Source organism: Streptomyces sp. NPDC058092 (assembly GCF_042884935.1).
Lineage (GTDB): Bacteria > Actinomycetota > Actinomycetes > Streptomycetales > Streptomycetaceae > Streptomyces.
On record NZ_JBHVSY010000003.1, the window covers coordinates 272,556 to 294,951 of the forward strand.

20 protein-coding genes and 2 pseudogenes are annotated in these 22,396 nt (G+C 70.4%); 11 read left to right on the forward strand and 11 right to left on the reverse strand.

What is annotated here, in order from left to right; all coding sequences use genetic code 11:
* Nucleotides 1-59: 59 nt before the first annotated feature.
* Complete coding sequence (locus ACFVV1_RS07375) at nucleotides 60-416, reverse strand: anthrone oxygenase family protein (protein WP_389985825.1); 357 nt, start codon at nucleotides 414-416, stop codon at nucleotides 60-62.
* On the opposite strand from ACFVV1_RS07375, the gene ACFVV1_RS07380 reads away from it, so the two are divergent.
* A complete protein-coding gene (locus ACFVV1_RS07380) occupies nucleotides 400-627 on the forward strand; it encodes a hypothetical protein (RefSeq protein WP_389985828.1) in 228 nt (75 codons plus the stop codon). The two genes, ACFVV1_RS07375 and ACFVV1_RS07380, sit on opposite strands and share 17 nt — an antisense overlap.
* A 29-nt stretch (nucleotides 628-656) precedes the next feature.
* On the opposite strand, the gene ACFVV1_RS07385 is transcribed toward ACFVV1_RS07380, so the two are convergent.
* Nucleotides 657-1,310: a maleylpyruvate isomerase family mycothiol-dependent enzyme gene (locus tag ACFVV1_RS07385; protein WP_389985831.1), complete on the reverse strand. Its 654-nt coding sequence runs from the start codon at nucleotides 1,308-1,310 to the stop codon at nucleotides 657-659.
* A 71-nt stretch (nucleotides 1,311-1,381) separates the two neighbouring features.
* Between ACFVV1_RS07385 and ACFVV1_RS07390 the strand changes: the two genes are divergently transcribed.
* Nucleotides 1,382-2,377: a LysR family transcriptional regulator gene (locus tag ACFVV1_RS07390; protein ID WP_389985834.1), complete on the forward strand. Its 996-nt coding sequence runs from the start codon at nucleotides 1,382-1,384 to the stop codon at nucleotides 2,375-2,377.
* Between the two features lie 87 nt (nucleotides 2,378-2,464).
* Here ACFVV1_RS07390 and ACFVV1_RS07395 read toward each other — a convergent pair.
* The 5 genes and pseudogenes from ACFVV1_RS07395 to ACFVV1_RS07415 all read right to left on the reverse strand — a co-directional run.
* Nucleotides 2,465-2,551 (reverse strand): annotated as a pseudogene (locus ACFVV1_RS07395) (isocitrate lyase/phosphoenolpyruvate mutase family protein); the annotation flags it as partial.
* Nucleotides 2,535-3,167, reverse strand: a complete 633-nt coding sequence (locus ACFVV1_RS07400) for a hypothetical protein (RefSeq protein WP_389985837.1) — start codon at nucleotides 3,165-3,167, stop codon at nucleotides 2,535-2,537. The gene ACFVV1_RS07400 and the pseudogene ACFVV1_RS07395, both read right to left, overlap by 17 nt.
* Nucleotides 3,168-3,229: 62 nt before the next feature.
* Nucleotides 3,230-3,469 carry a hypothetical protein gene (locus tag ACFVV1_RS07405; RefSeq protein ID WP_389985840.1) on the reverse strand — a complete coding sequence of 80 codons (240 nt, stop codon included), beginning with the start codon at nucleotides 3,467-3,469 and terminating at the stop codon, nucleotides 3,230-3,232.
* A 138-nt stretch (nucleotides 3,470-3,607) separates the two neighbouring features.
* Nucleotides 3,608-5,512: an MFS transporter gene (locus ACFVV1_RS07410; RefSeq protein ID WP_389985843.1), complete on the reverse strand. Its 1,905-nt coding sequence runs from the start codon at nucleotides 5,510-5,512 to the stop codon at nucleotides 3,608-3,610.
* A 172-nt stretch (nucleotides 5,513-5,684) separates the two neighbouring features.
* The gene (locus ACFVV1_RS07415) at nucleotides 5,685-8,240 is read right to left on the reverse strand and encodes a D-alanyl-D-alanine carboxypeptidase (protein ID WP_389985846.1); all 2,556 of its coding nucleotides are present in this window, start codon (nucleotides 8,238-8,240) and stop codon (nucleotides 5,685-5,687) included.
* A 164-nt stretch (nucleotides 8,241-8,404) separates the two neighbouring features.
* Here ACFVV1_RS07415 and ACFVV1_RS07420 point away from each other — a divergent pair, with 164 nt between their 5' ends.
* From ACFVV1_RS07420 to ACFVV1_RS07430, 3 genes are all read left to right on the forward strand, one after another.
* On the forward strand, nucleotides 8,405-9,127 hold the full coding sequence (locus tag ACFVV1_RS07420) for a GPP34 family phosphoprotein (protein ID WP_389985849.1): 723 nt from the start codon (nucleotides 8,405-8,407) through the stop codon (nucleotides 9,125-9,127).
* 218 nt (nucleotides 9,128-9,345) lie between these two features.
* Nucleotides 9,346-10,215: a helix-turn-helix domain-containing protein gene (locus ACFVV1_RS07425; RefSeq protein ID WP_389985852.1), complete on the forward strand. Its 870-nt coding sequence runs from the start codon at nucleotides 9,346-9,348 to the stop codon at nucleotides 10,213-10,215.
* 225 nt (nucleotides 10,216-10,440) lie between these two features.
* A complete protein-coding gene (locus tag ACFVV1_RS07430; protein WP_389985855.1) occupies nucleotides 10,441-10,647 on the forward strand; it encodes a DUF397 domain-containing protein in 207 nt (68 codons plus the stop codon).
* Nucleotides 10,648-10,792: 145 nt separating this feature from the next.
* Here ACFVV1_RS07430 and ACFVV1_RS07435 read toward each other — a convergent pair whose 3' ends face one another.
* Nucleotides 10,793-11,632 (reverse strand): hypothetical protein, encoded by an 840-nt coding sequence (locus ACFVV1_RS07435; protein ID WP_389985858.1) that lies wholly within the window; start codon nucleotides 11,630-11,632, stop codon nucleotides 10,793-10,795.
* Between the two features lie 80 nt (nucleotides 11,633-11,712).
* Here ACFVV1_RS07435 and ACFVV1_RS07440 point away from each other — a divergent pair, with 80 nt between their 5' ends.
* Together ACFVV1_RS07440 and ACFVV1_RS07445 are read left to right on the forward strand one after the other, a co-directional pair.
* Nucleotides 11,713-12,495, forward strand: a complete 783-nt coding sequence (locus ACFVV1_RS07440; RefSeq protein ID WP_389985862.1) for an SDR family oxidoreductase — start codon at nucleotides 11,713-11,715, stop codon at nucleotides 12,493-12,495.
* A gap of 340 nt (nucleotides 12,496-12,835) precedes the next feature.
* Nucleotides 12,836-13,063 (forward strand): annotated as a pseudogene (locus ACFVV1_RS07445) (Na+:solute symporter); the annotation flags it as partial.
* A gap of 135 nt (nucleotides 13,064-13,198) precedes the next feature.
* Here the strand turns inward: ACFVV1_RS07445 and ACFVV1_RS07450 are convergent.
* Complete coding sequence (locus ACFVV1_RS07450) at nucleotides 13,199-14,314, reverse strand: ADP-ribosylglycohydrolase family protein (RefSeq protein ID WP_389985865.1); 1,116 nt, start codon at nucleotides 14,312-14,314, stop codon at nucleotides 13,199-13,201.
* 356 nt (nucleotides 14,315-14,670) lie between these two features.
* On the opposite strand from ACFVV1_RS07450, the gene ACFVV1_RS07455 reads away from it, so the two are divergent.
* Nucleotides 14,671-15,219, forward strand: a complete 549-nt coding sequence (locus ACFVV1_RS07455; protein WP_389985868.1) for a hypothetical protein — start codon at nucleotides 14,671-14,673, stop codon at nucleotides 15,217-15,219.
* A complete protein-coding gene (locus tag ACFVV1_RS07460; RefSeq protein WP_389985871.1) occupies nucleotides 15,200-15,538 on the forward strand; it encodes a winged helix-turn-helix domain-containing protein in 339 nt (112 codons plus the stop codon). Before ACFVV1_RS07455 ends, ACFVV1_RS07460 begins: the two co-directional genes overlap by 20 nt.
* Before the next feature lie 45 nt (nucleotides 15,539-15,583).
* Here ACFVV1_RS07460 and ACFVV1_RS07465 read toward each other — a convergent pair whose 3' ends face one another.
* Together ACFVV1_RS07465 and ACFVV1_RS07470 are read right to left on the reverse strand one after the other, a co-directional pair.
* Entirely contained in the window at nucleotides 15,584-18,166 is a 2,583-nt protein-coding gene (locus tag ACFVV1_RS07465; protein WP_389985874.1) for a bifunctional FO biosynthesis protein CofGH, read from the reverse strand.
* 92 nt (nucleotides 18,167-18,258) lie between these two features.
* Complete coding sequence (locus ACFVV1_RS07470; RefSeq protein ID WP_266746815.1) at nucleotides 18,259-19,026, reverse strand: FadR/GntR family transcriptional regulator; 768 nt, start codon at nucleotides 19,024-19,026, stop codon at nucleotides 18,259-18,261.
* Between the two features lie 246 nt (nucleotides 19,027-19,272).
* Between ACFVV1_RS07470 and ACFVV1_RS07475 the strand changes: the two genes are divergently transcribed.
* Both ACFVV1_RS07475 and ACFVV1_RS07480 read left to right on the forward strand, forming a co-directional pair.
* A complete protein-coding gene (locus ACFVV1_RS07475; RefSeq protein WP_389985879.1) occupies nucleotides 19,273-20,646 on the forward strand; it encodes an MFS transporter in 1,374 nt (457 codons plus the stop codon).
* A complete protein-coding gene (locus ACFVV1_RS07480) occupies nucleotides 20,646-22,382 on the forward strand; it encodes a dihydroxyacetone kinase family protein (RefSeq protein WP_389985882.1) in 1,737 nt (578 codons plus the stop codon). The genes ACFVV1_RS07475 and ACFVV1_RS07480 overlap by 1 nt, the downstream gene beginning before the upstream one ends.
* Nucleotides 22,383-22,396: the final 14 nt, after the last annotated feature.

The following is a 22,396-nucleotide window of genomic DNA, read 5'->3' on the forward strand; positions in this document are numbered from 1 at the left end:
ATCTCTGTGACGCATGACCTGGATGCCCTCCTCGCCGCAGGTCCAGTTGGCTGCGGTGTTCAGGCCGTGGTGGTCGGCGGCTGCTTCGGCGGAGCGGCGTGGTCAGCCGACGGTTGCTTCAGGACGAGAATGATCAGCAGCGCGAACGCGGTGAGGGCGGTGAGCGTACGCAGGTTGTTGAACAGCTCCCAGCGCCGCAGCATCTCCGCGTGATCGACCGGGGCCGAGGTGAGCGCCCACTCCTTGATCCGGCCGTTGACCGGCACGTTCCCGAACCGGGTTGTCAGGAAGGACGCGAGGGCCGGCAGACCTGCCGTACCCGCGAGCAGCCGGGCGCGGCCGCGTGTCAGGACGGCGAGCGTCAGGGAGCTCAGCGTTGATGCGGCCATCGCGGTCTGCATGGTGATGCCGTTCATCTTCATCAGCTTCGGCGTGGAACGACAGTCGCATGTCGAGCGGTACGGCGTTGAAGGTGGGGACGAGGTTGGCCGCGCCGTAGCCGAATGCGCCGGCGAGGAGGCCGGTGGCGAGCAGGGCGAGTCCTTGGAGGAGTCGGATGCGCACGTTCGTCGGCTCCAGTACATGGGGTTGATGGGGGCCGGGTCCGGTACACGGCCCGAGCGATGAAGACGGTGGAGGCTCTCGGACTCCCGCAGTCACGACTGAGCAGCCTCGAAGCGGTCGCACGGTTCGCCGTGGAGGCGCCCCGGAGGGAGCCTGCGGCCGTAGGCGAGCAGGAGGAGATCCTGTGCGGCACCGGACACAGGCGTTCCGGCTCCGAAGGACCAGTCGAGATCGTTGGCGCGGAGTTCGATGCCGTCGAGGTCGGCTCCGAAGAACTTGAGGGTCCTGGCGTCGATGCCCGACAAGAGGATGCGCAACCGGTCTTCGGGAACCCGGCGGCCGAGGTCCAGCGCGACCGTGATGTCCAGGCCGTGGACCACGTCGTGGCCCAGGGCCGCCTCGATCCCGCCGACCGGCGGCTTCCACGGGTGATCCGCGTTGTCCCTGAGAAAGGCCGCGAGCTCACCCGTGGCAAAGGTGGCCGCGTCCCTGCGGGCACAGCGATCGGTCATCGCGTGGAGCTTGCCGCGCGCCCGGACGAGCTCCCTCGCCATTTTGGGGAACGAGTACCGGAAACCCATCGTCATGTGGGCCGCGACCTCCCGCACCCGCCACCCCGCGCACAGGGTCGGCGCGTCCCATTTCTCGGCCGGCAGACCGTCCAGCACGGCCGCCAGCTCCCGGCGTTCGGCCGCGATCGCCGCTCTGACGTCCCCCGCTGATCTCCGGTCCGTTGTGTTCCCCATGCCCTCAAGGGTCGCGGCGGCCCTGCCATAAGTCCAAGAGTTTGTATTTCTCGCAGCTAGCATCATCCGTTATGGACATCCGGCAGCTGCGGTACTTCGTCACGGTGGTGGAGGAAGCCAATTTCACCCGTGCCGCCGCCCGATTGCACCTGGCACAGCCAGGGGTGAGTGCCCAGGTCCGGCAACTGGAGAAGGAGCTCGGCCGGCCGCTGCTGGACCGCTCCGGCCGGTCGGTGACCCTGACGGAAGTGGGCGAGGCCGTCCTGCCGTACGCGCGGGCCGCGCTTGCCGCAGTCGAAGCGGTACGGCAGACCGTGGACGAGTTCACCGGGCTGCTCCGCGGCCATGTCAACATCGGCCTCGTCTCGGGCGCCGCGGGCGCCGCCACCCATGAATTCGACGTGGCCTCCCTCCTGGCCGACTTCCACGACGACCACCCCCAGGTGGAAATCGTCCTGACCGAGGACACGTCGGAGCGGATGCTCGCCGCCCTGAATCGCGGGGAACTCGACATCGCCGTCATCGGGCTCGCGGACGAGGAACCCCCACCGGGCATCTCCCTCCAGGTCGTGATCGACGACCCCCTGGTGGCCGCCGTCGCCCCGGACGACCCCGCCATGACGCACGCGGGCCGCACGAGCATTCCGCTGGCCGAGCTCCGCGATCGCCCGCTGATCAGCCTGCCGCGTGGCACGGGCATCCGCGGGGTACTCGACCGCGCCTGCGCGCAGGCCGGGTTCCGGCCCCGCATCGCCTTCGAGGCGGCCGCCCCGCTGTCCCTTGCCCGGCTCGCCGTCCGCGGTCTCGGCGTGGCGGTGATCCCGGCCCTTCGGACCGACGCGGCGTCGGCCTTCGGGCTGCGGACGCTGGAGATCACCGGGCCACGGCTACGCGGCCGCATCGCTCTGGCCTGGCGGACGGATGGCCCCTCCGGCCCCGCCGCCGCGGCCTTCCTGGACCTGCTGCGTGCAAGCCTCACCGTGCCTGACGTGCCGGGCTCAGCACAGAGCGGGCCTCGACCCGTACGGGAGCACGGCTTCGCTTCGCCTTCCTCCGCTCGCTGTTGACGACCACCAGATGCAAGCTGCCGCCCCGTCCGTGACATGAGGCCGACGTGATGCGCGACACAGTCGGGGTCAGCAGGCTCGCGGAGGCCTCACCAGGGTGGCGATCTCTGCGGGATCGGTCGGTCCCGGTACGAACACGCCGTCCGCGCCCGCCTGTTCATACGCGTGGAGCCGGAGACGTCGTCGCGGTCTTCTCCCGGCCGCGGGAAGCGGGTGCGCCGCCCGCCGTCAGGTCCCCCACGGAGTCCGCGTAGTACGCCGATCCCTCCAGATGGAAGGCGAGTTGGCGGAAGGTCCACCCCTTTCCGGGCGACCGGTCGAGCTGGTCGGGTGTCAGGGCGTCCAGACGGTTCGCCCAGATCCTGGCCAGGCGCACAAGTCTGCTGCGTGCCTCGTCGAGGTCGGCCTCGGTGAACGGGGCGAGGTCCGCCTCGGTCGTGGTGGCCGAGGCGTGCCAGTGGTCCGGCTGCGTCTCCTCACCCACGAGTCTGGCCTCCATCTCCGCGAGATGGTCGACCATGTGGTCGGCGACGCGGCGGATCGCCTTGTGCGGGGTGTAGATCCGGTCGTCGGCGGGGATGGGGCGGCCGTCCCATCCGGTCCAGGTCTCGGCGAGGCCCAGGACGTGGTCGACCATGGCCGTCAGGATCCGCGCGGGGTCACGGTCGTCGGTCACCGGGGCGTCGTCGAGGGTGTCGGGGGCGTCCGGCGCGAGCAGGCCGGACACGTCAGGCACGTGCGGTGCTTCGAGTACGTCGGGCGCGTCGAGTACATGCTTCGTGTCCGTCATGCCTCGACGCTAGATCCGTAACGCTTCGGTCCCTGCCGAACCATTGCCGACCCTCCTCGGGTTCAGGACGACGTGACGTCCCTCGACCGCCGGCCCGGCGAGGCGCAGTTCGGACACCAGTAGCCCTCCTGCTGGATGAATATCCGTCCGAGCTCCTCGACGTACGGGGAGGCGACGGTCGCCCTGTACAGCACATGGCCGAACAGGTCGGTCTCGACGTCCGGCGGCGGCTCCGCGACGACCAGGTCGAACACAGCCCATGCCTGGCAGCCGCGGCGGTCGTACGCGAGGTAGAACCGCACAGGGCCGGGCGGCTCTCCGTCTGTGGTCGGGCTCGTACGTCGACTACGGCCGCGGAGTCGGCCCCGCGGTGCCGATTCCCGGCCATCGAACCGCCGGACCCGGATGTCGCCCTCGACCGGGTGGTTCCGTGTCCGCGCTCAGCGCAGCTCCTCCGGGCACGGCGTGCCGGGAGACAACTGGTAGGGGGCGGCCAGCCGGTACACGCCCGGCCGCGGCGCGAGCAGTTCCGTCCACTCGTCGCCGTCCTCGTCCTCGTCGACCTTGATCAGGCAGCCGTTGGTGTTGAGAAACGTCCGCGGGCTGTTCTCGTCCTCGCGCCGCTTGGACTCCTCGGTCTCCTGCGGCCGCTCGACGCTCTTGCCCTGGTCGTCGACCAGGGCGAGCCAGCGCGAGTACGGGATGCGGATCAGGATCCGGCCGGCCCTCTTCACATGGATGGTCAGCTCGCCCGCACCGGCCCGGTCCACCGTGGCGGGCGGATCGGCCAGCGGTACCGGGCTGTCGACCTCGAAGAGCCGCCAGTTGGCGTCGGACCAGACCAGCTTCAGATACGGCAGCCCGCCGTCGACGAGCTCCGCCTCCTGCACCGCGCCGGTGGAGTCCGGTGTCCCCCTGGGCAGCACCACGTAGTGCACCGCCCAGCGGTCGAGCCACTCGCGGTAGCCGGCGCTGTTCAAGGTGTCGTCGTAGAAGAGCGGGTTGCGCTCCATGTCCGCCTGCCGGTTCCAGCCACGGGCCAGATTGACGTACGGCGCGAGCGCGGACGCCTCCCGGTGGCTGCTCGCGGGCACGACCTCGACCCGTCCGCGCTCGGCCCCGGCCTCCTGGAGCTGGTTGACCAGCGGGGCCAGCTCACGCGTCCAGGACGCGGCGGGAGCGGTACGGACGATGTCGTCGACGCCCTTGAAGCCGATCCAGAAGTTCAGCCCGGCGAAGGCGAGGACCAGCGCGTACCAGCGCCGGGAGCGTGGCTCCGTGTACGGCAGCGCGGCGAGCAGCACCACACCGGCGAACAGCATCGCCATCCGGGTGACGTTCGAGCCGATCTGCGAGTCGATCACATAGGTCAGCAGCGTCCCGCCGCCGTACACGGCGGCGGCGGTACGGACCGTCTTCCAGTCGCGCGGTACGAGGACGAACACGAGGACCGCGAAGAGGAACGGCAGCGACAGGGTCGCGATCGACATCGGCTGCGTACCGGAGAACGGGAACAGCCACGCGGACAGCGCCACGACCGCGACCGGGGCCAGGCCCAGCGCGTACGCGCCGGGGCGCCGTTTGTTCAGGAAGAGCGCGGCGGCGACCACACCCAGGAACAGACCGGCGACGGGGCTGCTCGCCGTCGCGAGCGCGGCGAGCGGCGCGGCGACGGCCGCCTTCGCCCACCGCCTACGGGGGGCGCAGCGACAGCTGCTCCGGTGGAGCCGGTGCTCGCACCGGAGGTGGGGCCAGCAGAACACCGCGGCCACCGCGCCCACCGCGAACATCATGCCGAGCCCGAACGTCACCCGTCCGGACAGCGCGTTGCACAGGTACGCGAAGGCCCCGGCGAGCGAGCAGGCGAGCGGATTGCGGACGGCCCGGACCCGGACCACGATCAGCGCGGTCAGCGCCGCCGACACGGTCCCGGCGACCATCATCGTCGTACGCACACCGAGCACGGACATCAGATACGGCGACACGACGCTGTACGAGACGGGGTGCATGCCCCCGTACCAGGCGAGGTTGTACGCGGTGCCCGGATGCCGGCCGACGAACTCGGCCCAGGCGTCCTGGGCCGCGAGGTCGCCGCCGCTGTTCGCGAAGAAGAAGAACCAGAGCACGTGGGTGACCGCGGCGACCGCCGTCGCGATCGTCACCGGGTGCCGCAGCAACCGCTCGGCACGGGTCCGCCGCGACGGGGCGGTGCGCGGCCCGGGGCCGTCCGGGCCGTCCGGGGCGGGCGCGGCTGTCCGCGTGCTGTCGCTGCTGCTGCCGCTGTTGCCCCTCATGCCGCCGCTGTCGGCCGCCTCGCGGCCGGGCTTCGGCTTCGCGGTGGTCACTACGGCTCTCCCCGTCTCCCCGTATCCGCCGGCCCCGTACCCCGTACACCTGTGAGGACGCCTTCGCAGCATCCTTGAGTTGCTCCGGGACGCTAACACGTACGCAGTCGGGAAGAGGGTGCCCGGACCGGCACCCTCTTCCCGCTACCGGGCCGTTCCGGCCATCGGCCGGTCAGCCGATCCGGGTCAGCTTGTCCCCGAACGCCGGCTCCGCCAGATCGCTCTGCAGCGCGACGGGCACCTTCACCTGACTGGTGCCCTCACCCACGGTGAGCGTGCCGACGTGGGTGCCGGCCGCCGCCGAGTGCGGGATCGTCTTTCCGTCGTCGGTCAGTTCGATCCTGACCGTGAGACCGGGCCAGCCGACCGCCGTCACGTCCTTGGTCGCGACCACCGGGGTGCTGCCGCCAAGACCGTCGGAGACGGTGCCGACGACATCGCCCTTCTTGATGACCTTCGCGTTCTCCAGCAGATCCTGCGTCGCGATCATGACGTCCTTGCTGACCGCGTTGACCGTGTCGATGATGGACTGCTTGTGCTGGCCGAGGACGGCGCCGACGATCAACTGGTCGGTGTCGCCGACCATCTTGTGCGCGGCGAAGAGCAAGTTGCCGCCGGCCTTGGTGGTGGTGCCGGTCTTGATGCCGAGCGAGCCGTTGAACGGAACGAGGCTGTTCCAGTTGCGCCACTGGTAGCCCGAGGGGTCGGTCCACGACGGCAGCACGGTGATCGCCATCAGCGCCGGGATCTCCACCAGCTTCTGGCCGAGCTTGACCTGGTCCTCGGCCGAACTGACCGTGGTCTCGTGGAGACCGGACGGATCGGTGTAGGTGGTGTTCGTCATCCCGAGCGACTTGGCGGTGTCGTTCATCTTCTTGACGAACGCCTCCTCCGAACCCGCGTCCCAACGCGCCAGCAACCGCGCGATGTTGTTGGCGGAGGGAATCATGATGGCCGCGAGCGCCTGCTTCTCGGTGAGCTTGTCGCCCTTCTTCACGGTGTTGAGCGTCGACTCGTTCACCGCGTCGAGCCCGCCTTCCGCCTCGGCCTTGGCGTCGACCGTGATGGACGGACCCTCCTCACCCTTCTTCAGCGGGTGGTCCTTGAGCACGATGTACGCGGTCATCGCCTTGGCCACACTGCCGATCGGCACGGCCTTCTGCTCGCCGAACGAGTCCACCGTGCCCAGGCCGGTGGCAGCCATGTAGCCCTGGCCCTCGCCCGGCCACGGCAGCGACGGCTTGCTCCCCTTGAAGGTGTACGCCGGCTTCGCCGACATCTGGAGCTCGGGGTCCGGGAGCGGGCGCACCATCTGCACGATCGCAAAGATGATCAGCAGGAGCAGGACCAGTGGGGTCCAGATCTTGACCCGGCGGACGGCGGTGCGGACCGGCGTCTGGGGCGGCGGGGGCGTGTTCGTCAGCTCGGCCAGCAGATCGAGCGGCGGCTTGGGCGGCATCGGCTGCTGCGTGGTCCGCTCGGCACCGAAGAGCGAGGGAGCGGGGGGCCGCGTGCCGGACGCCGCTGCGGGGGCGGTGGCCGGCGCCGGTCGTACGTCGTCCCCGCGCAGGGGTACGAACGTGCTGGTCCGCTCGGCGGCGGACTCGGGCTTGGAATCCGGCTTCGAATCCGGCTTGGAATCCGGCTTGGAATGCGGCTTCGACGGGGACTTCGACGCGGGCGGGGCGATCTTCAGCGCGGTCGTCGGCTGGTCGACCCTGGCCGCCGCCGGCGCCCTGAAGACGGCGGTCGGCTGATCGATTCCGCGCTTGTCCTTGGCGGTCTCGGCCTCGTCGGAGGCGTCGTCGGCCTTGCCTGCGTCGTCCGCGTCAGCGCGGTCCTTGGCGTCGGCTTCGGCGGCTTTCGCTTCCTCGGCGGCAGAGGTCTCCTCCTGCACCCCTGAATCCCGGGCCTCGTCGGAGGCGTCGTCGTCGGAGGCGTCGTCGTCGGACGGCTCGTCCGCGCCGTCGCGCTCCGCCGCGGCGTCGGTGTCCGTGCCGTCCGCGCCATCCGCGCCATCCGCGCTGCCCGTGTCGGACGCAGCCGCACCCTTGGACGCGTCGCCCTTCGGGCTCTCGTCGCTCTCGTCGCTTTCGGCGTCGCCCTTCGATACCCATGCTGCGACCGCCGCACGCAGCCGAACGTCGCCCTCCTCGGGCGCTTCGGCATCGGCGGGCTCGGCACCATCCGCGTCCTCGGAGCTCTCGGAGCTCTCGGAGCTCTCGGAGCTCTCGGAGCTCTCGGAGCTCTCGGAGCTCTCGGAGCTCTCGGAGCTCTCGGAGCTCTCGGACTTCTCGGGGGACTCGACGGACTCTTCGACGGGCTCCGCATCGCTCCCAGAGGCCTCAGGTGCCTCCTCCGGGCCCTCAGCAGCCTTCTCGGCCCCCTCGGAGTCCTCGGAGCTCTCAGCCGCCGAGGAGCCCTCCCGGGCCCCGGAGTCGCCGGAGTTCGAGGAGTCGTCGCCCCGCCCGCCGTCCTCACCGGCTTCGCTGCCCTCGCCGTCGCCGGACGGCCCCGAACTCGATCCCGCCTCCGTCCCCGTGCGGAAAACGGCCGTCGCCGTGTCCGTACCCCCGCCGGCCCCGGCCTCGGCCCCGGCGGACGGTTCATGGAAGACGGCAAGCCGCGGATCACTCTCGCTCCGAGCCGTTCCCGACGACTTCTGCTGCTTCGACTTGTCGGGGGACTCGCCCGCCACCGATGCCTCCTCCATGCGGCGCGGGGACATCCCCGCGCTGTCCGAACCATCTACCAGTGTCCCGTGTGAACCACTGGCCCGGCTGCCAGACGAGAACGACATACCTACTGGTTCCCGTACAAAGCACCCAGGCACCCTCGACAGACCAATGTGAGAGGGGTCACCCTGTCATTCATCCACGCGGGGAGGCATGGATGGGCAGGAGCCGCAGAACAATTCCGGAGGAGCTTCTGCTGCTCGCTCTGGACCCGACCACGGGTACCACAGCGCAGCCGCAGTCGCTCGACCTCGGCCTCGCCGGAGCTCAGCTAGTGGAGCTGGCTCTGGCAGGACGGATAGCCCCTGACGGGGATCGTATCGCCGTGGTGATGCCACGGCCGACAGGAGATCCGACTCTGGACTCCGCACTGGAACTGCTGCGCCGACGCGGCAGCCCGGTTCGGGCGGTCCACTGGATCGGCGGACCCCGGCTGGGGCTGCGCCAGATCTACCTCGCTCATCTGGAGCGGTGCGGCATGGTGCATGCCGTGGCGGGCCAGATGTGCGGAGTGCTGCCGACGACTCGCTACCAGGCGACGGAGACGGCAATCAGCCGGGACATCAGAACCAGGCTGGACAGTGCGATCCGCACCGGCGTACCGCCGGACCCGCGGACCGCGGCGCTCGCCGCACTGGCCCACGCGGTCGGACTCGGCAAGCACCTGTATCCCGGGAACGAGGGGCGTTCATCACGCTCCAGGCTCCGGGACCTGATCAGACACGACCCGATGGGCGGACTCGTGGCGCATGCCGTGATGGACGTCCAGAACGGGGCGGTCGCACAGCCGCGCCGCAACCAGGCGGCCGGAATGCCGTTGCAACCGCAAGTCCAGTCGCAGTCACGCCGCGGCAGCATGGCGCACACCGCGGCCCACTAGGACCGCACCCGTCGCCACACGCACCGCAGCACCAACCGAATACCGCCGCACCGTCGTCCCCAAGACCCGGTTCGGGAGCCGCACCAAGCGCGGGGCAGCCGGAATCACGGCTGCCCCGCGCGCTTGTGTGTGACCATTTCCCAGCGCGGCCGGGGTCGGAGGTGGCAATCTGCTCAGCAGTAGATACGCACAGCTACACAGCCGGAGGTGCCGTTTCCGTGCCGTCCAACGTCAATCCCACCGTCAGGCGACGCCGGTTGGGCCAGGAATTGCGCCGACTGCGCGAACTCAAGGGCATGACGGCCGAGGAGGTCGCGGAGCGACTGCTGGTCTCGCAGTCGAAGATCAGCCGCCTCGAGAACGGCCGCCGCTCCATCAGCCAGCGCGATGTACGTGACCTCTGCGGGGTGTACGAGGTCGAGGATCACCGGGTCGTCGAATCACTCATGCAGATGGCCAAGGATTCGCGCCAGCAGGGCTGGTGGCACGCCTTCGGCGACATCCCGTACAGCGTCTACATCGGCCTGGAGACCGATGCCGAGTCGCTGCGGGTGTACGAACCCCAGGTGGTCCCGGGCCTGTTGCAGACCCGCGGTTACGCCGAGGCACTCATCAACGGCGCACTGCCGGAGGCCCCGCCGAGCGACATCGACAAGCGCGTCAGCGTCCGGGCCCGCCGCCAGGACCGCATCACGGCCCTGGAGAATCCGCTGCGGCTGTGGGCGGTGATCGACGAGTCCGCACTGCATCGGCTGGTCGGCGGCAAGCAGGTGATGATCGAGCAGTTGGAGCAACTGGTCGAGCTGTCGCACCTGCCTCATGTCACCGTGCAGGTACTGCCCTTCGACATGGGTGCGCACCCGGGCATCAACGGGCAGTACGCCGTTCTCGAATTCCCGGACGCCGCCGACTCCAGCGTCGTCTATATCGAGGGCGTCACCAGCGACCTCTATCTGGAGAAGGCCAATGACGTGCAGCGGTACAGCGTCATGTACGAGCACCTGCGGGCACAGGCACTGAATGTCGAGCAGACCCGGCACTTCATCAGCGACATCGCGAAGCAGTACGCCGGGCGCTCGGGCGCGTAAATCCGGACAGCCCGCAAAGTCCGGTATGCAGGAAATGAAGTGATGTTACGAGGAGGGGCGGCGGTACGGTACACCGCCGCCCGCCCGCAACGGAAGGTCTTGGTGGTATATACCATCCGGTCGAGTGAACGCGCCCTTCACTCACGAGCCTTGGCGAGTAGCGTCGATCACGCCAACCGGAACGCTGTTGGTGTCCTTCACACGACTCTCTGAACCGGAGTGAACATGGCCATTCGTCAGGGTGCTACGGACAAGTGGACGAAGTCCTCGTATTCCGGGGGCAACGGAGCCTGCGTCGAAGTCAAGTCCCCTCTCACGCAGGCAATCGCCGTGCGCGACTCGAAGGCCCCCGAAGGCCCTTCGATCACCTTCGTCCCCGCCGCGTGGAACACCTTCGTACGTGACGTCGGCAAGGGTGCCGCCGACGCCTGACCGACACCTTCCCTCGTACGCATCGCAGCATCGATTCCGGTGCTGCCGGTAGCCCTCTCGACTGGTCCGCCGTCCTGGCCGAGGGGGCTCGATGCCCGACCGGCCGCTCGATGCCCGACCGGGCGCTCGATGCCCGACCGGGCGCTCAGCGCAGCCGATCGACGTACAGATCGGTGCCCGGCACGGTCGGGATGAACGGCGCCACCAACTCCACCCGTCCGAGCCCTGATTCCGCGACCACCGCGTCGAACCCGGTGAAGTGCCCGGCCCAGCAGTCCCGTGGGTCCTCCTGGAGGAACCACAACAGGGTCAGCCGGGTTTCGACGCCCTCAACCTGCTTCACGTAGCTCATCCGGTCGCCCGGCAGCGGCGTGGGACGGAAGACGGTCACCATCGCCGCCGGTGAGCCGCCCAGCCGCGTCGGCAGCTGGCGCGAGCGCAGCCACTCCAGCAACTCGGCCCGCTGCTCCGCCCCTTCGGCGTCGATCACCTGAAGGACCAGCCCGCGGTAGGGGTGGTCGAGCGCATGGAAGTCCCGCGGCCCCGCGGCACCGTCCCGGTAGACGGTCGCCTCGTGGTCCTGGAACGACGTGAACACATGGGTGCGGTCCTGGTAGACCCGGCCGTCCCGGTTCAGCCGCTTGTTGATCCCGACGGTCCACTTCATGTGCTCGTCGTAGCGTCCGTCCGTCACCCAGTACGTGGACAGATAGCAGCCGGCGCCGACGGGCTGCGCGACCGCGGACTTCTCCGGGTAGCGCAGTTCCCGCAGCTCCCGGGTGGCGACCCAGCGGCGCCCCGCGAACATCCAGGGCATCGCCATCGCGCCCGCGTAGTAGTGGTCGTCCTCGTACCAGCGGTTGTACGCGTACTCATGGCCCGGATGCGGTTCGACCATGGTGATCAGCGCGTGGCCGGGATGGACTCCGTACGGCCCCAGCGCGGCCAGTTCGGCGTAGGTGTCACTCCGTGTCTCGTCGCTCATGCCGTTCCCCTTCCGTACTCCGCGTCGGCGTCCTACTCTGACGCTCCGTCAGAAGAACTGCCAGAGCCGGGAGATGTCCGATGCTGCTCGCGGGAAAGTCCGTCATCGTGTCCGGCGTGGGCGCCGGGCTCGGGCATCAGGTCGCGGCGACGGTCGTCCGGGACGGCGGCAACGCGGTGCTCGGGGCGCGTACCGCGGCGAATCTCGCCAAGTCGGCCGCGGAGATCGACCCGGAGGGCCGGCACACCGCCCATCTGGCCACCGACATCACGGACGAGGCGCAGTGCGAGGCGCTCGCCGCACTGGCGCTGGAGCGGTTCGGGCGGATCGACGCGGTGGTCCATGTCGCCGCCTGGGACAGCTGTTTCGGCGGAATCGAGGATGCCGACTTCGCCACCTGGCAGTCGGTCGTCGATGTCAATCTGCTCGGCACGCTGCGGATGACCCGCGCCTGCCTGCCCGGCCTCAAGGAGCGGGGCGGCTCGGTGGTCGTCATCGGTACGCAGTCCTCGGTGGCCGCGCCGTCCCAGGTGCGGCAGGCGGCGTACGCGGCGTCGAAGGGGGCGCTCACCTCGGCGATGTACTCCATGGCGCGGGAGTTCGGCCCGTACCGGATCCGGGTGAACACGGTGCTGCCCGGCTGGATGTGGGGGCCGCCGGTGCAGGCGTACGTACGGTTCACGGCGCACACCGAGGGCGTGCCCGAGGCCGAGGTCCTCGGCAGACTCGGCGAGCGCATGGCGCTTCCGGACCTTGCCACGGACGGCGATGTCGCCGACGCCGTCGCGTTTTTGGCCTCGGACCGGGCGCGGGCGATCACCGGGCAGTCCCTGCTGGTCAACGCCGGCGAGCTGATGCGTTAGGACCCGCCGGCCCACGGAACCGGTCGGCCCTCCTCCCTCTCACCTCGCCCTTCCCTCATGCCCTCCTTGCCGGCCGCGCGGGACCCGCATCCCGTGCGGTCTTTCTGCGCTTCTCGATGCCTCCGACGCTCTGCACAGCCTGACGAAGTGCCCGCTCATCGTGTGGCCGCCGTCACGTTCGCGACAACGCCCACGCGGGTCAAGAGCAAGTAAATTGGTTCGACTTGCTGATCGCCGTTCACATGCCTGATCGCGCAAAACCTTGACCGAGGGGCCGGACAGGCGGTTCAATCCCCGATGTCCCCGCTCCCGCACGGGGCTCCGCCGAGCGGCCGTACACGGTTCGGTGAAGACGGATGTCGCGCTGCAGTACCAGGTGGCGCTGCCGCTGGCGATCTCGCTGGTCCTCTACATCGTGATCGGCTTCATCAAGCCGGAGGACACCCCGGAGCGCGACGCGATCATCGAGAAGATCAACTCGGACGGTGACGGCTCGGCGGCCGGGGCGACGGTGCCGGCTCAGGCCGGTCCGGGGGACGCGGCGGTCACGGAGGGCGTGAAGGACTGACGCTCGCCGCTCTACGGGGGTGGGGTGGGGTCGGATACGAACGTGACAGAGAACCGTTTCACTGTCACGTTCTTTTCCTCACCCCACCCCTGCCCTCGCCCGTGCTCCGGGTGTCGGCCATGTAGGCAGCACGTGTCAGCCGCGCGGGTAGCGGGTCAGCCAGCCCGGCGCGGCGGCCGACGGACTGTGCAGGGCCGGGCCCTGGGTCATCTCCATGGCGAAGTCGTCGGCGAGTTCGAGGAGGGTTGCCCGCCCCTCCAACTCCGCGAGCCAGGCCGGCGGCAGCGCGGTCTCGCCGTGCAGCGCACCGAGCAGCGCCCCGCACAGGGCCCCGGTGGCCGCGGAAGGGCCACCGTGGTTGACGGCCAGCCGCAGACCGTGCCGTATGTCCTCGCCGACCAGGGCGCAGTACACGGCGACGGCGAGGACCTCCTCGGCCGAGTCCGTGGCGCCGAGCGACTCGATCAGGGCCGGTCCCGGGATGCCCTGGCGAACGGTGCCGAGGGCCCGCTTCAGCGCTTCGGAGACCGGTTCGTGCCCGGGGCGCTCGGCGAGCAGCGCCAGGGCGTGCTGGACGGAACCGTCCAGGGTCTCGCCGCGGGTCAGCCCGTGCACGATGACGGCGAGGGCGCCCGCGGAGAGCAGGGCGGTGGGGTGGCCGTGGGTCTGCGCGGCACATTCGACGGCCAGTTGGAGGACGAGCTGAGGCTCCCAGCCGACGAGCAGCCCGAACGGCGTGGACCGGGTGAGGGCCGCCGAGTTCCGTGCGGTGGGGTTCTTGGGCCGATCGAGGGTGCCCATGGTGGTGTCCCCCAGCCCGGTGAGGCATTCCCGGGTGGGGGCGCGGCGGGCGTAGAGCCACTCCTGCTGGGCGAGCCAGCCGTTGTCCTTGCGGCGCTCGTCGGGCCCCCAGTCGTGCTGGGTCGCCGCCCAGCGCAGATGGGCGCGGTGCACATCGGTGGGCGGGTGCCAGGCGCCGGTGTCGCGCCGGACCTGGGCGCGGATCAGCCCGTCGACGGTGAACAGGCTGAGCTGGGTGACGGCGGTGACGGTGCCGCGCCCGCCGTGCGCGGGCACGAAGTCGGTGACGGCGTCGGCGCCGTGGGCCGCCCGGATCTCCTCGAGCGTGAGCCCGTCGACCCCCGCCCCGAGTGCGTCACCGATGGCCCCGCCCAGCAGAGCGCCCCGCACCCGGCTACGGAAGTCCTGTTGCTCGGCACGGCCCCAGAGAGCTGTGGTACCTGTGCTCACCGTGCCCCTCCTCCGTCGACCCGTCGACCGCCCGTCCGCCTGCGACTGCGCAGCACTGTAATCGAACCGGAACGGTCGGTTGAGGGCGCGGATCCGAGTACGCGTGGGTATGTGGACGGACGTCCCGCAGGTCGTTTTTGCCTCGCCTTCACCTTCTCCTGGCCCCCGTCCGGGCCGCCCGGACGGGGGCCAGGACGCCGGTGGCGTGCGGGGCATTGTCCCTGCACGAGGCTGCCGCACGGTCCGGGGCGGCCCGCCCTGGAGAGCCATGAGCTGGCACTTTCCTTTCTGGAAAGTACATGCCACGATGGGAAGGAAGGTAGTTCACACAGCGACGCGAAGGCCCAGGAAACACCATGCCCTCACACGAGAACGTCCCTGCACATCCAAGCGCGGTACCCCTATCGGGCGATCTCGCGGCAGATGCCTTGCGGGATGTCGACGCGGCCAGGGCGCTGGCCCGTCTCAAGGCCGGGCTGACTCCCGCCTGGTACGGCCCCGCCGCTGCTGCGGCGGTGTTCGGTCCGGCCCTCGGCGAAGCCTGGGCCGAGGGGCGGGGAGGCTGGGCGGCGCTGCTCTCCCTCCTGATCTCGCTCGCGGGCCTGGCCGTGGTGCTCGTGCTCGTCAACGCCGCAAGGCGACGGACGGGAGTGATGGTGACCTTGCCCTGGTCCGTACGTCTGCGCCGGGCGGCGGTCCCTCTCCTCTCGCTACTGGCCGCGGGGATCGCGACGTACGCACTGTGCCGGCAATTCGGAGCCGACCGCGCGACCACCGAGGCCGTGGTGTTCGCCGTGCTGGGGCTCGGCACCTGGGCGGTGTTCGCCATCCGGAACAAGTCGATCGGAAAGACGCTCGCGCAAGGCTCCTGGAGGACGGATGACCATGGCGTCCGAGTCGGGTGAGCCACTGATCGACGCGACGATCCACCATCCCACCCGGCTGACGGTCGTCGCCTTTCTCTCCGCGTGCGACGAGGCGGAGTTCGCCACCGTGCGCAGTAGCTGCCAGGTGTCCGATTCGGTGCTCAGCAAGATCGCCTCCGCCCTGGAGGAGGCCGGATACCTCGCCATCCGCAAGGGCCACGTCGGCAAGCGCCCCCGAACCTGGCTGTCGCTCACCCCCACGGGGCGACAAGCCCTGGCCCGGCACATCGCGGCACTCCAGGACATCGCCGCCACAGCAAGGCAGGCGGGCGCCAGAGCCCGGGCCGACCCGGCGTGATCTGTTGCATCGAGCGGCACCGCGACCGGGCCGGCGGCATACGGCTCAGTTCGGCAGCACGGGAAGCAGCTCCGGAAGGTGTCCGTCGGACGCGGCGGCCGCCGCCACCCGCTCCTCGGGGACCTCCCCGTACAGCGTCGTACGCGGCTTCGCCGGGCGGCCCGCGAGTTCCGCGATCGCGATCAGGTCCTGGACGGAGCGGTACGAGCCGTAACTGGAGCCCGCCATACGGGAGATGGTCTCCTCCATCAGCGTGCCGCCCAGGTCGTTGGCGCCCGAGCGCAGCATCTCGGCCGCACCCTCCGTGCCGAGCTTCACCCAACTGGTCTGGATGTTCGTGATGTGCGGGTGGAGCAGCAGCCGGGCCATGGCGGTGACGGCCCGGTTGTCGCGGTCGGTCGGGCCGGGGCGGGCGATGCCGGCCAGGTAGACCGGGGCGTTGGTGTGGATGAACGGGAGGGTGACGAACTCCGTGAATCCGCCGGTCTCCTGCTGGAGCCGGGCCAGGGTCCGCAGGTGGCCGAGCCAGTGGCGGGGCTGGTCGACATGGCCGTACATCATCGTGGAGGAGGAGCGCAGGCCCACCTCGTGGGCGGTTCTGATGACCTCCAGCCAGGTCGCCGTCGGCAGCTTGCCCTTGGTGAGGACCCAGCGGACCTCGTCGTCCAGGATCTCGGCCGCCGTGCCGGGGATCGAGCCGAGCCCGGCCTCCTTCGCCGCGATCAGCCAGTCGCGGATCGACATGCCGGTGCGGGTGGCCCCGTTGACGACCTCCATGGGCGAGAAGGCGTGCACGTGCATGCCGGGGACGCGTTCCTTCACGGCCCGTGCGATGTCGAAGTACGCGGTGCCGGGCAGGTCCGGGTGGATGCCGCCCTGCATGCAGACCTCGACCGCGCCGACGTCCCACGCCTGCGCGGCCCGGTCCGCGACCTGGTCCAGGGAGAGGGTGTACGCGTCGGCGTCGGTGCGCCGCTGGGCGAAGGCGCAGAAACGGCAGCCGGTGTAGCAGACGTTGGTGAAGTTGATGTTCCTGGTGACGATGTACGTGACGTCGTCGCCGACCATGTCACGGCGCAGGGTGTCCGCGATCCGGCAGAGTTCGTCGAGCGCCGGGCCGTCCGCGTGGAGCAGGGCGAGGGCCTGGTCGTCGGCGAGCCTCGTCGGGTCGTCGGCGGCCTGGCCAAGTGCCTGGCGTACGTCGGCGTCGATGCGGGACGGGACCATGCCGGGGGCGGCGGCCTCGCGCAGCGCCTCCCAGTCCCCGTACACCTCGTCGAAATCCTCGCGGCGGTCGCCGGTGCGGCCCTCGGTGTCGATGGTGCGGTGGAGGTCGGTGCGGCCGGTGGCGCCGAACTCCTCGTCGGGTTCCTGCCAGGGCAGGCCGGCGGGGATCGCTCCTTCGCGGGCCAGTCCCGTCTCCGGGTCGGCGAGGGCGCGGACGTGCGGGAGGAGGCGGGGATCGAGCCAGGGCTCGCCGCGCTGGATGAATTCGGGGTAGATGGTGAGGCGTTCGCGGAGCGTGAAGCCCGACTCGGCGGTCTTCGCGGCCAGTTCGTCGATGTGGGGCCAGGGGCGTTCGGGGTTCACGTGGTCGGGGGTGAGCGGGGAGACGCCGCCCCAGTCGTCGATGCCCGCGCCGATGAGCAGCGCGTACTCGGCGTCGACGAGGTTCGGCGGGGCCTGGATGCGCGCGGACGGGCCGAGGATGTGCCGGGCGACGGCGATGGCTGCGGCCAGTTCCTCCAGCTCGGCGTCCGGCATGCCGCGCATCGCCGTGTCCGGCTTGGCGCGGAAGTTCTGGACGATGACTTCCTGGATGCCGTGGTAGGCGCGGGCGGTCTTGCGCAGCGCGAAGAGGGAGTCGGCGCGCTCCTCGTACGATTCGCCGATCCCGATCAGGATGCCGGTGGTGAACGGGACGTTGGAGCGGCCCGCGTCTTCGAGGACGCGCAGGCGTACGGCCGGTTCCTTGTCCGGGGAGCCGTGGTGCGGGCCGCCCGGTTCGGACCACAGACGGGTGGCGGTCGTCTCCAGCATCATGCCCATGGACGGGGCGACGGGCTTGAGCCGTTGGAGGTCGGTCCAGGTCAGCACGCCCGGGTTGAGGTGCGGGAGGAGGCCGGTCTCCTCCAGGACCCGGATCGCCATGGCGCGCACGTACGCGAGGGTGTCGTCGTACCCCTCGGCCTCCAGCCACTCCCGCGCCTCGGGCCAGCGGTCCTCGGGCCGGTCGCCGAGCGTGAACAGTGCTTCCTTGCAGCCCATGGCGGCGCCTTCGCGGGCGATGGCCAGCACCTCGTCCGGTGACAGGAACATCCCGTGACCCGCGCGCCGGAGCTTGCCGGGGACGGTGACGAAGGTGCAGTAGTGGCACTTGTCGCGGCAGAGCCGGGTCAGCGGGATGAAGACCTTGCGGGAGTACGTGATGACACCCGGCCGGCCCGCGGCTTCGAGCCCGGCGTCGCGCACCCGGGCGGCCGAGGCGGCGAGATCCGTCAACTCGTCGCCGCGCGCCTGGAGCAGCACGGCGGCCTCGGTCACATCGAGGGCGACACCGTCGCGGGCCCGCTTGAGGGCCCGCCGCATGGAGTTGGTGGTCGGGCGTCCGCGCTGAGGATCGGTCATGAAGCGAGCATACGAGCGAGGCCTGCGCCCCGGACCGGGGACTCCGCTGAGCAGGACGCCCGGACCGGAAGTGCCCGTGCGAGCAGCCCGCGCTAGTTCGGCCGGTCCTCGCGGAGCGACAGGTTCAACCGCTCGCTCGCCAACCGCATGTGCTCCGCCATGGCCGCGTCCGCCGCCTCCGGGTCGCCGGCCCGGATCGCGTCGAGCACCGCCCCGTGCTCATGGAGCGTCCCGCTCACCGTGCCCTCGATGTCCCCGGCCCGCTCCATCCACACCTGGAGCAGCGCCCGGATCGAGTGCAGGATGTCGCTCAGCACGGTGTTGCGGGCGATGTTCGCCGTCTCCAGATGGAAGGCGATGTCGGCGTCGATGAACGCCTTGACGTCCGTTCCCGCCTCCCGCATCCGTTCCAGGTGGCCGGCGAGCCGTTCGACGTCCTCCGCGGAGGCCCGGTCCGCGGCGAGCCGCGCCGACATGCCCTCCATGAACGTACGGACCTCCACCAGGTCCTGGGTACGCCGCTGACCGAGCATCAGCCCCCAGTTGATCGCCCGTGGCAGGAACTCCGACGTCCCCTCGCGCACGTACGAACCCGACCCCGGCCGGATCTCGATGATGCCCAGCACGTCCAGCGCGGAGAGCGCCCCGCGCACGCTGGAGCGCGCGACCCCGAGCGCGTCGGCGAGCTGCCGTTCGGCGGGCAGCCGCGTACCCGGCTTCAGATTGCCCTCGGAGAGGTGGTCGAGGAGCCGCTTGGCCACCTCGCTGACCGAGGATTCACGCACGACAGGACGCAGAAGTGACGTCAGATCGGGCACTTCGGACTGCGTGGAATCGGGCTCTTCGGGCTGCGTGGACACGTCGCCAAGTACATCAGACGTCACCGCGTCCGGCTGGGCCGGGAGCACGGTAGCGCCGCTCATCGGCCATATCAACCCGCTCGTCGGAGCGACGTACGTCACTTTGGTTAATTGGTGACCAATTTTGGATTCGGGGCTAGCGTGTGTGCTGTCAGCGGGTCGGACATGGGCGTTTCTCCCCTATCCCCCCTTTGTCGCCATGTGACATAGAGCCGGACAAAGCGGTCCGGGAACCGAGGAGTCTCCATGGGCGCCACCGCGCATTCAGCCGAGAGATCGGCCGTCGAGAGATCGGCCATCAAGAAGGTCTCGACCCGGCTCGTCCCGTTCGTGGCCCTGATGTTCTTCGTGAACTATCTGGACCGGACTGCGGTCTCCTTCGCCGAGCCGAACGGCATGGGCCAGGACCTCGCGCTCACCGCGGCGCAGTTCGGCTTCGCCTCGGGAATCTTCTTCATCGGTTACATCATTCTCGAAGTGCCCAGCAACATGGCGCTGCACAAGTTCGGCGCCCGCCGCTGGCTGGCCCGGATCATGGTGTCCTGGGGCATCGTCGCGCTGCTGTTCACCTGGGTGCAGAACAGCGAGCAGCTCTACACGCTGAGGTTCCTGCTCGGTGTCGCCGAGGCCGGTTTCTTCCCCGGTGCGATCCTCTTCCTGAGCCAGTGGGTGCCCTCCAGGCACCGTACGAAGGTGCTCGGCCTCTTCTACCTCGCCCAGCCGCTGACCACCGTGATCGGCGCCCCGCTGGCCGGCTGGTTCATCAACCAGCACGGGCTCTTCGGCCTCGAAGGCTGGCGCGTGATGTTCCTCGGCGTGTCCATCCCGGCGATCCTGCTCGGGATCGTCGCCTGGTTCTACCTGATCGACCGGCCGGCCGACGCGAAGTGGCTGACGGCCTCCGAGAAGGAGTGGCTGACCGCCGAACTGGCCGCCGAGAACGCCACGAAGACCGGCGCGGACGAGAAGACGAACCACGGTCGCGAGGCCCTGAAGGCCGCCTTCACCAACAGCCGCGTCTGGACCCTGGCGCTGATCTACTTCGGCTTCATCTACGGCCTGTACGCCCTGGCGTTCTTCCTGCCGACGATCATCAACGGCTTCCAGGAGCAGTTCGGCACCTCGTTCAGCGTCATGGACAAGGCCCTGATCACGGCCATCCCGTACCTCCCGGCCGCGATCGTCCTGTTCTTCTGGTCGCGGCACGCCACCAAGCACGGCGTCGGCAAGTGGCACATCGCGGGCCCGGCCGTCGTCGGCGGCCTCTCCATCCCGATCGCCCTCTACATGGGTTCGCCCGCCGCCACCGTCGCGGTCATCACGATCACCGCGTGTGCGATCTTCGCCGCGCTGCCGGTCTTCTGGTCGGTGCCGTCGCAGTTCCTCACGGGCGCCGCCGCGGCGGCCGGTATCGCACTGATCAACACCGCGGGCAACGTGGCCGGTTTCGCCGCCGGATACGTCACCGGCTGGCTGAAGGACTTCAGCGGCGACTACTACCTGCCGCTGTTCCTGGTCGGCGCCTTCATGCTCATGTCCGCCGCGCTGATGCTGTGGCTCGCGAACCGGTCCAAGGGCCAGGACGCGGGCCGGGGCCGGTCCCTCGTGGAGGCGCACTGATGACCCGCCTGTTCAACGACCCCGCCGCCTTCGCCGACGAGGCGCTCGAAGGCTTCGTCGCCGCCCACCCGCGCCGGGTCCGTAAGGTCCCCGGCGGCGTGGTCCGCGCGACCCGCACCGCACCCGGCCAGGTCGCCGTCGTCGTGGGCGGCGGCTCCGGCCACTACCCGGCCTTCTCCGGCCTGGTGGGCCAGGGCCTCGCACACGGCGCCGCGGTCGGCAACGTCTTCGCCTCGCCCTCCGCCCACCAGGTCCGCCAGGTCGCGAGGGCCGCCCAGACCGGTGGCGGTGTCCTCCTCGCGTACGGAAACTACGCGGGCGACGTCCTCCACTTCGGGCAGGCCGCCGAGCAGTTGGCCGCCGAGGGCATACCCACCCGCACGCTCGGCGTCACCGACGACATGTCCAGCGCCTCCCCTGCCGAGGCCCACAAGCGTCGTGGGGTCGCCGGTGACCTGGTGGTCTTCAAGGCGGCGGCCGCCGCCGCCGAGGCCGGGCACGACCTGGCCGAGGTGACCCGTATCGCCGGGCTGGCCAACGCCCGCACCCGCTCGTTCGGTGTCGCGTTCTCCGGCTGCACGCTGCCGGGCGCCGGCCACCCGCTGTTCACCGTCCCCGAAGGCCGGATGGCCGTCGGCCTCGGCATCCACGGCGAGCCCGGCATGGGCGAGCAGTCCGTCCCGACCGCCGACGGGGCGGCCGAGCTGCTGGTGGAGACCGTGCTCGGCGAACTCCCCGAGGGCGTGGACAGCCCGCGCGGACAGCGCGCGGCCGTCATCCTCAACGGGCTCGGCTCGGTGAAGTACGAGGAGCTGTTCGTCGTCTACCGCCGGGTGGCCCAGCTGCTCGCCGAGGCCGGGGTGCAGGCCGTCGACCCGGAGGTCGGTGAGCTGGTGACCAGCTTCGACATGGCGGGCGTCTCGCTCACCCTGTGCTGGCTGACCGACGAGCTGGAGCCGCTGTGGACGGCCCCGGCGGACGCCCCCGCGTACCGCAAGGGCGTGGTCGAGGCGGCGGACCTCGTCACCGTCGACATCGAGGAGCAGGCCGCCGACGACACCGTCCCGGCCGCGACGGACGAGTCGCGCGCGGCGGCCCGTACCGTCCTCGCCGTCCTCCGCACCCTCAAGGACACCGTCGACACGCACGCCGACGAACTGGGCCGGATCGACGCGGTCGCCGGTGACGGCGACCACGGCATCGGCATGCGACGGGGCGCCACGGGCGCGTACGAAGCAGCGGTCCGCGCCGGGAAGTCGGGGGCGGGCGCCGGCACCCTTCTCCTCCGGGCCGCCGACGCCTGGGCCGACCGGGCGGGCGGCACCTCCGGCGCCCTGTGGGGCGTCATCCTGCGGGCGGTCGGCACGGCGCTCGGCGACACCGACCGGCCGACGGCCCCCGTGGTCGCCGCCGGGGTCGCACAGGCGTCGGCGGCCGTCATGCGGCTGGGCGGGGCCGAGGTCGGCGACAAGACGATGGTCGACGTCCTCGTCCCGTTCGCCGCCGCCCTGACCACCGCCACCGGCGAGGGGCACCCCCTGCCCGCCGCCTGGGACACGGCCGCGAGCACCGCGCGAGCGGCAGCGGCGGCCACCGCCGATCTGCTCCCCCGGATGGGCCGGGCCCGCCCGCACGCCGAGAAGAGCCTCGGCACCCCGGACGCCGGAGCCCACTCCCTGGCCCTGATCGTCCGCGCAGTCCACCCCGTTCTCGCCACGACCCTGGAGAAGCACTGATGCCCGACCAGCCG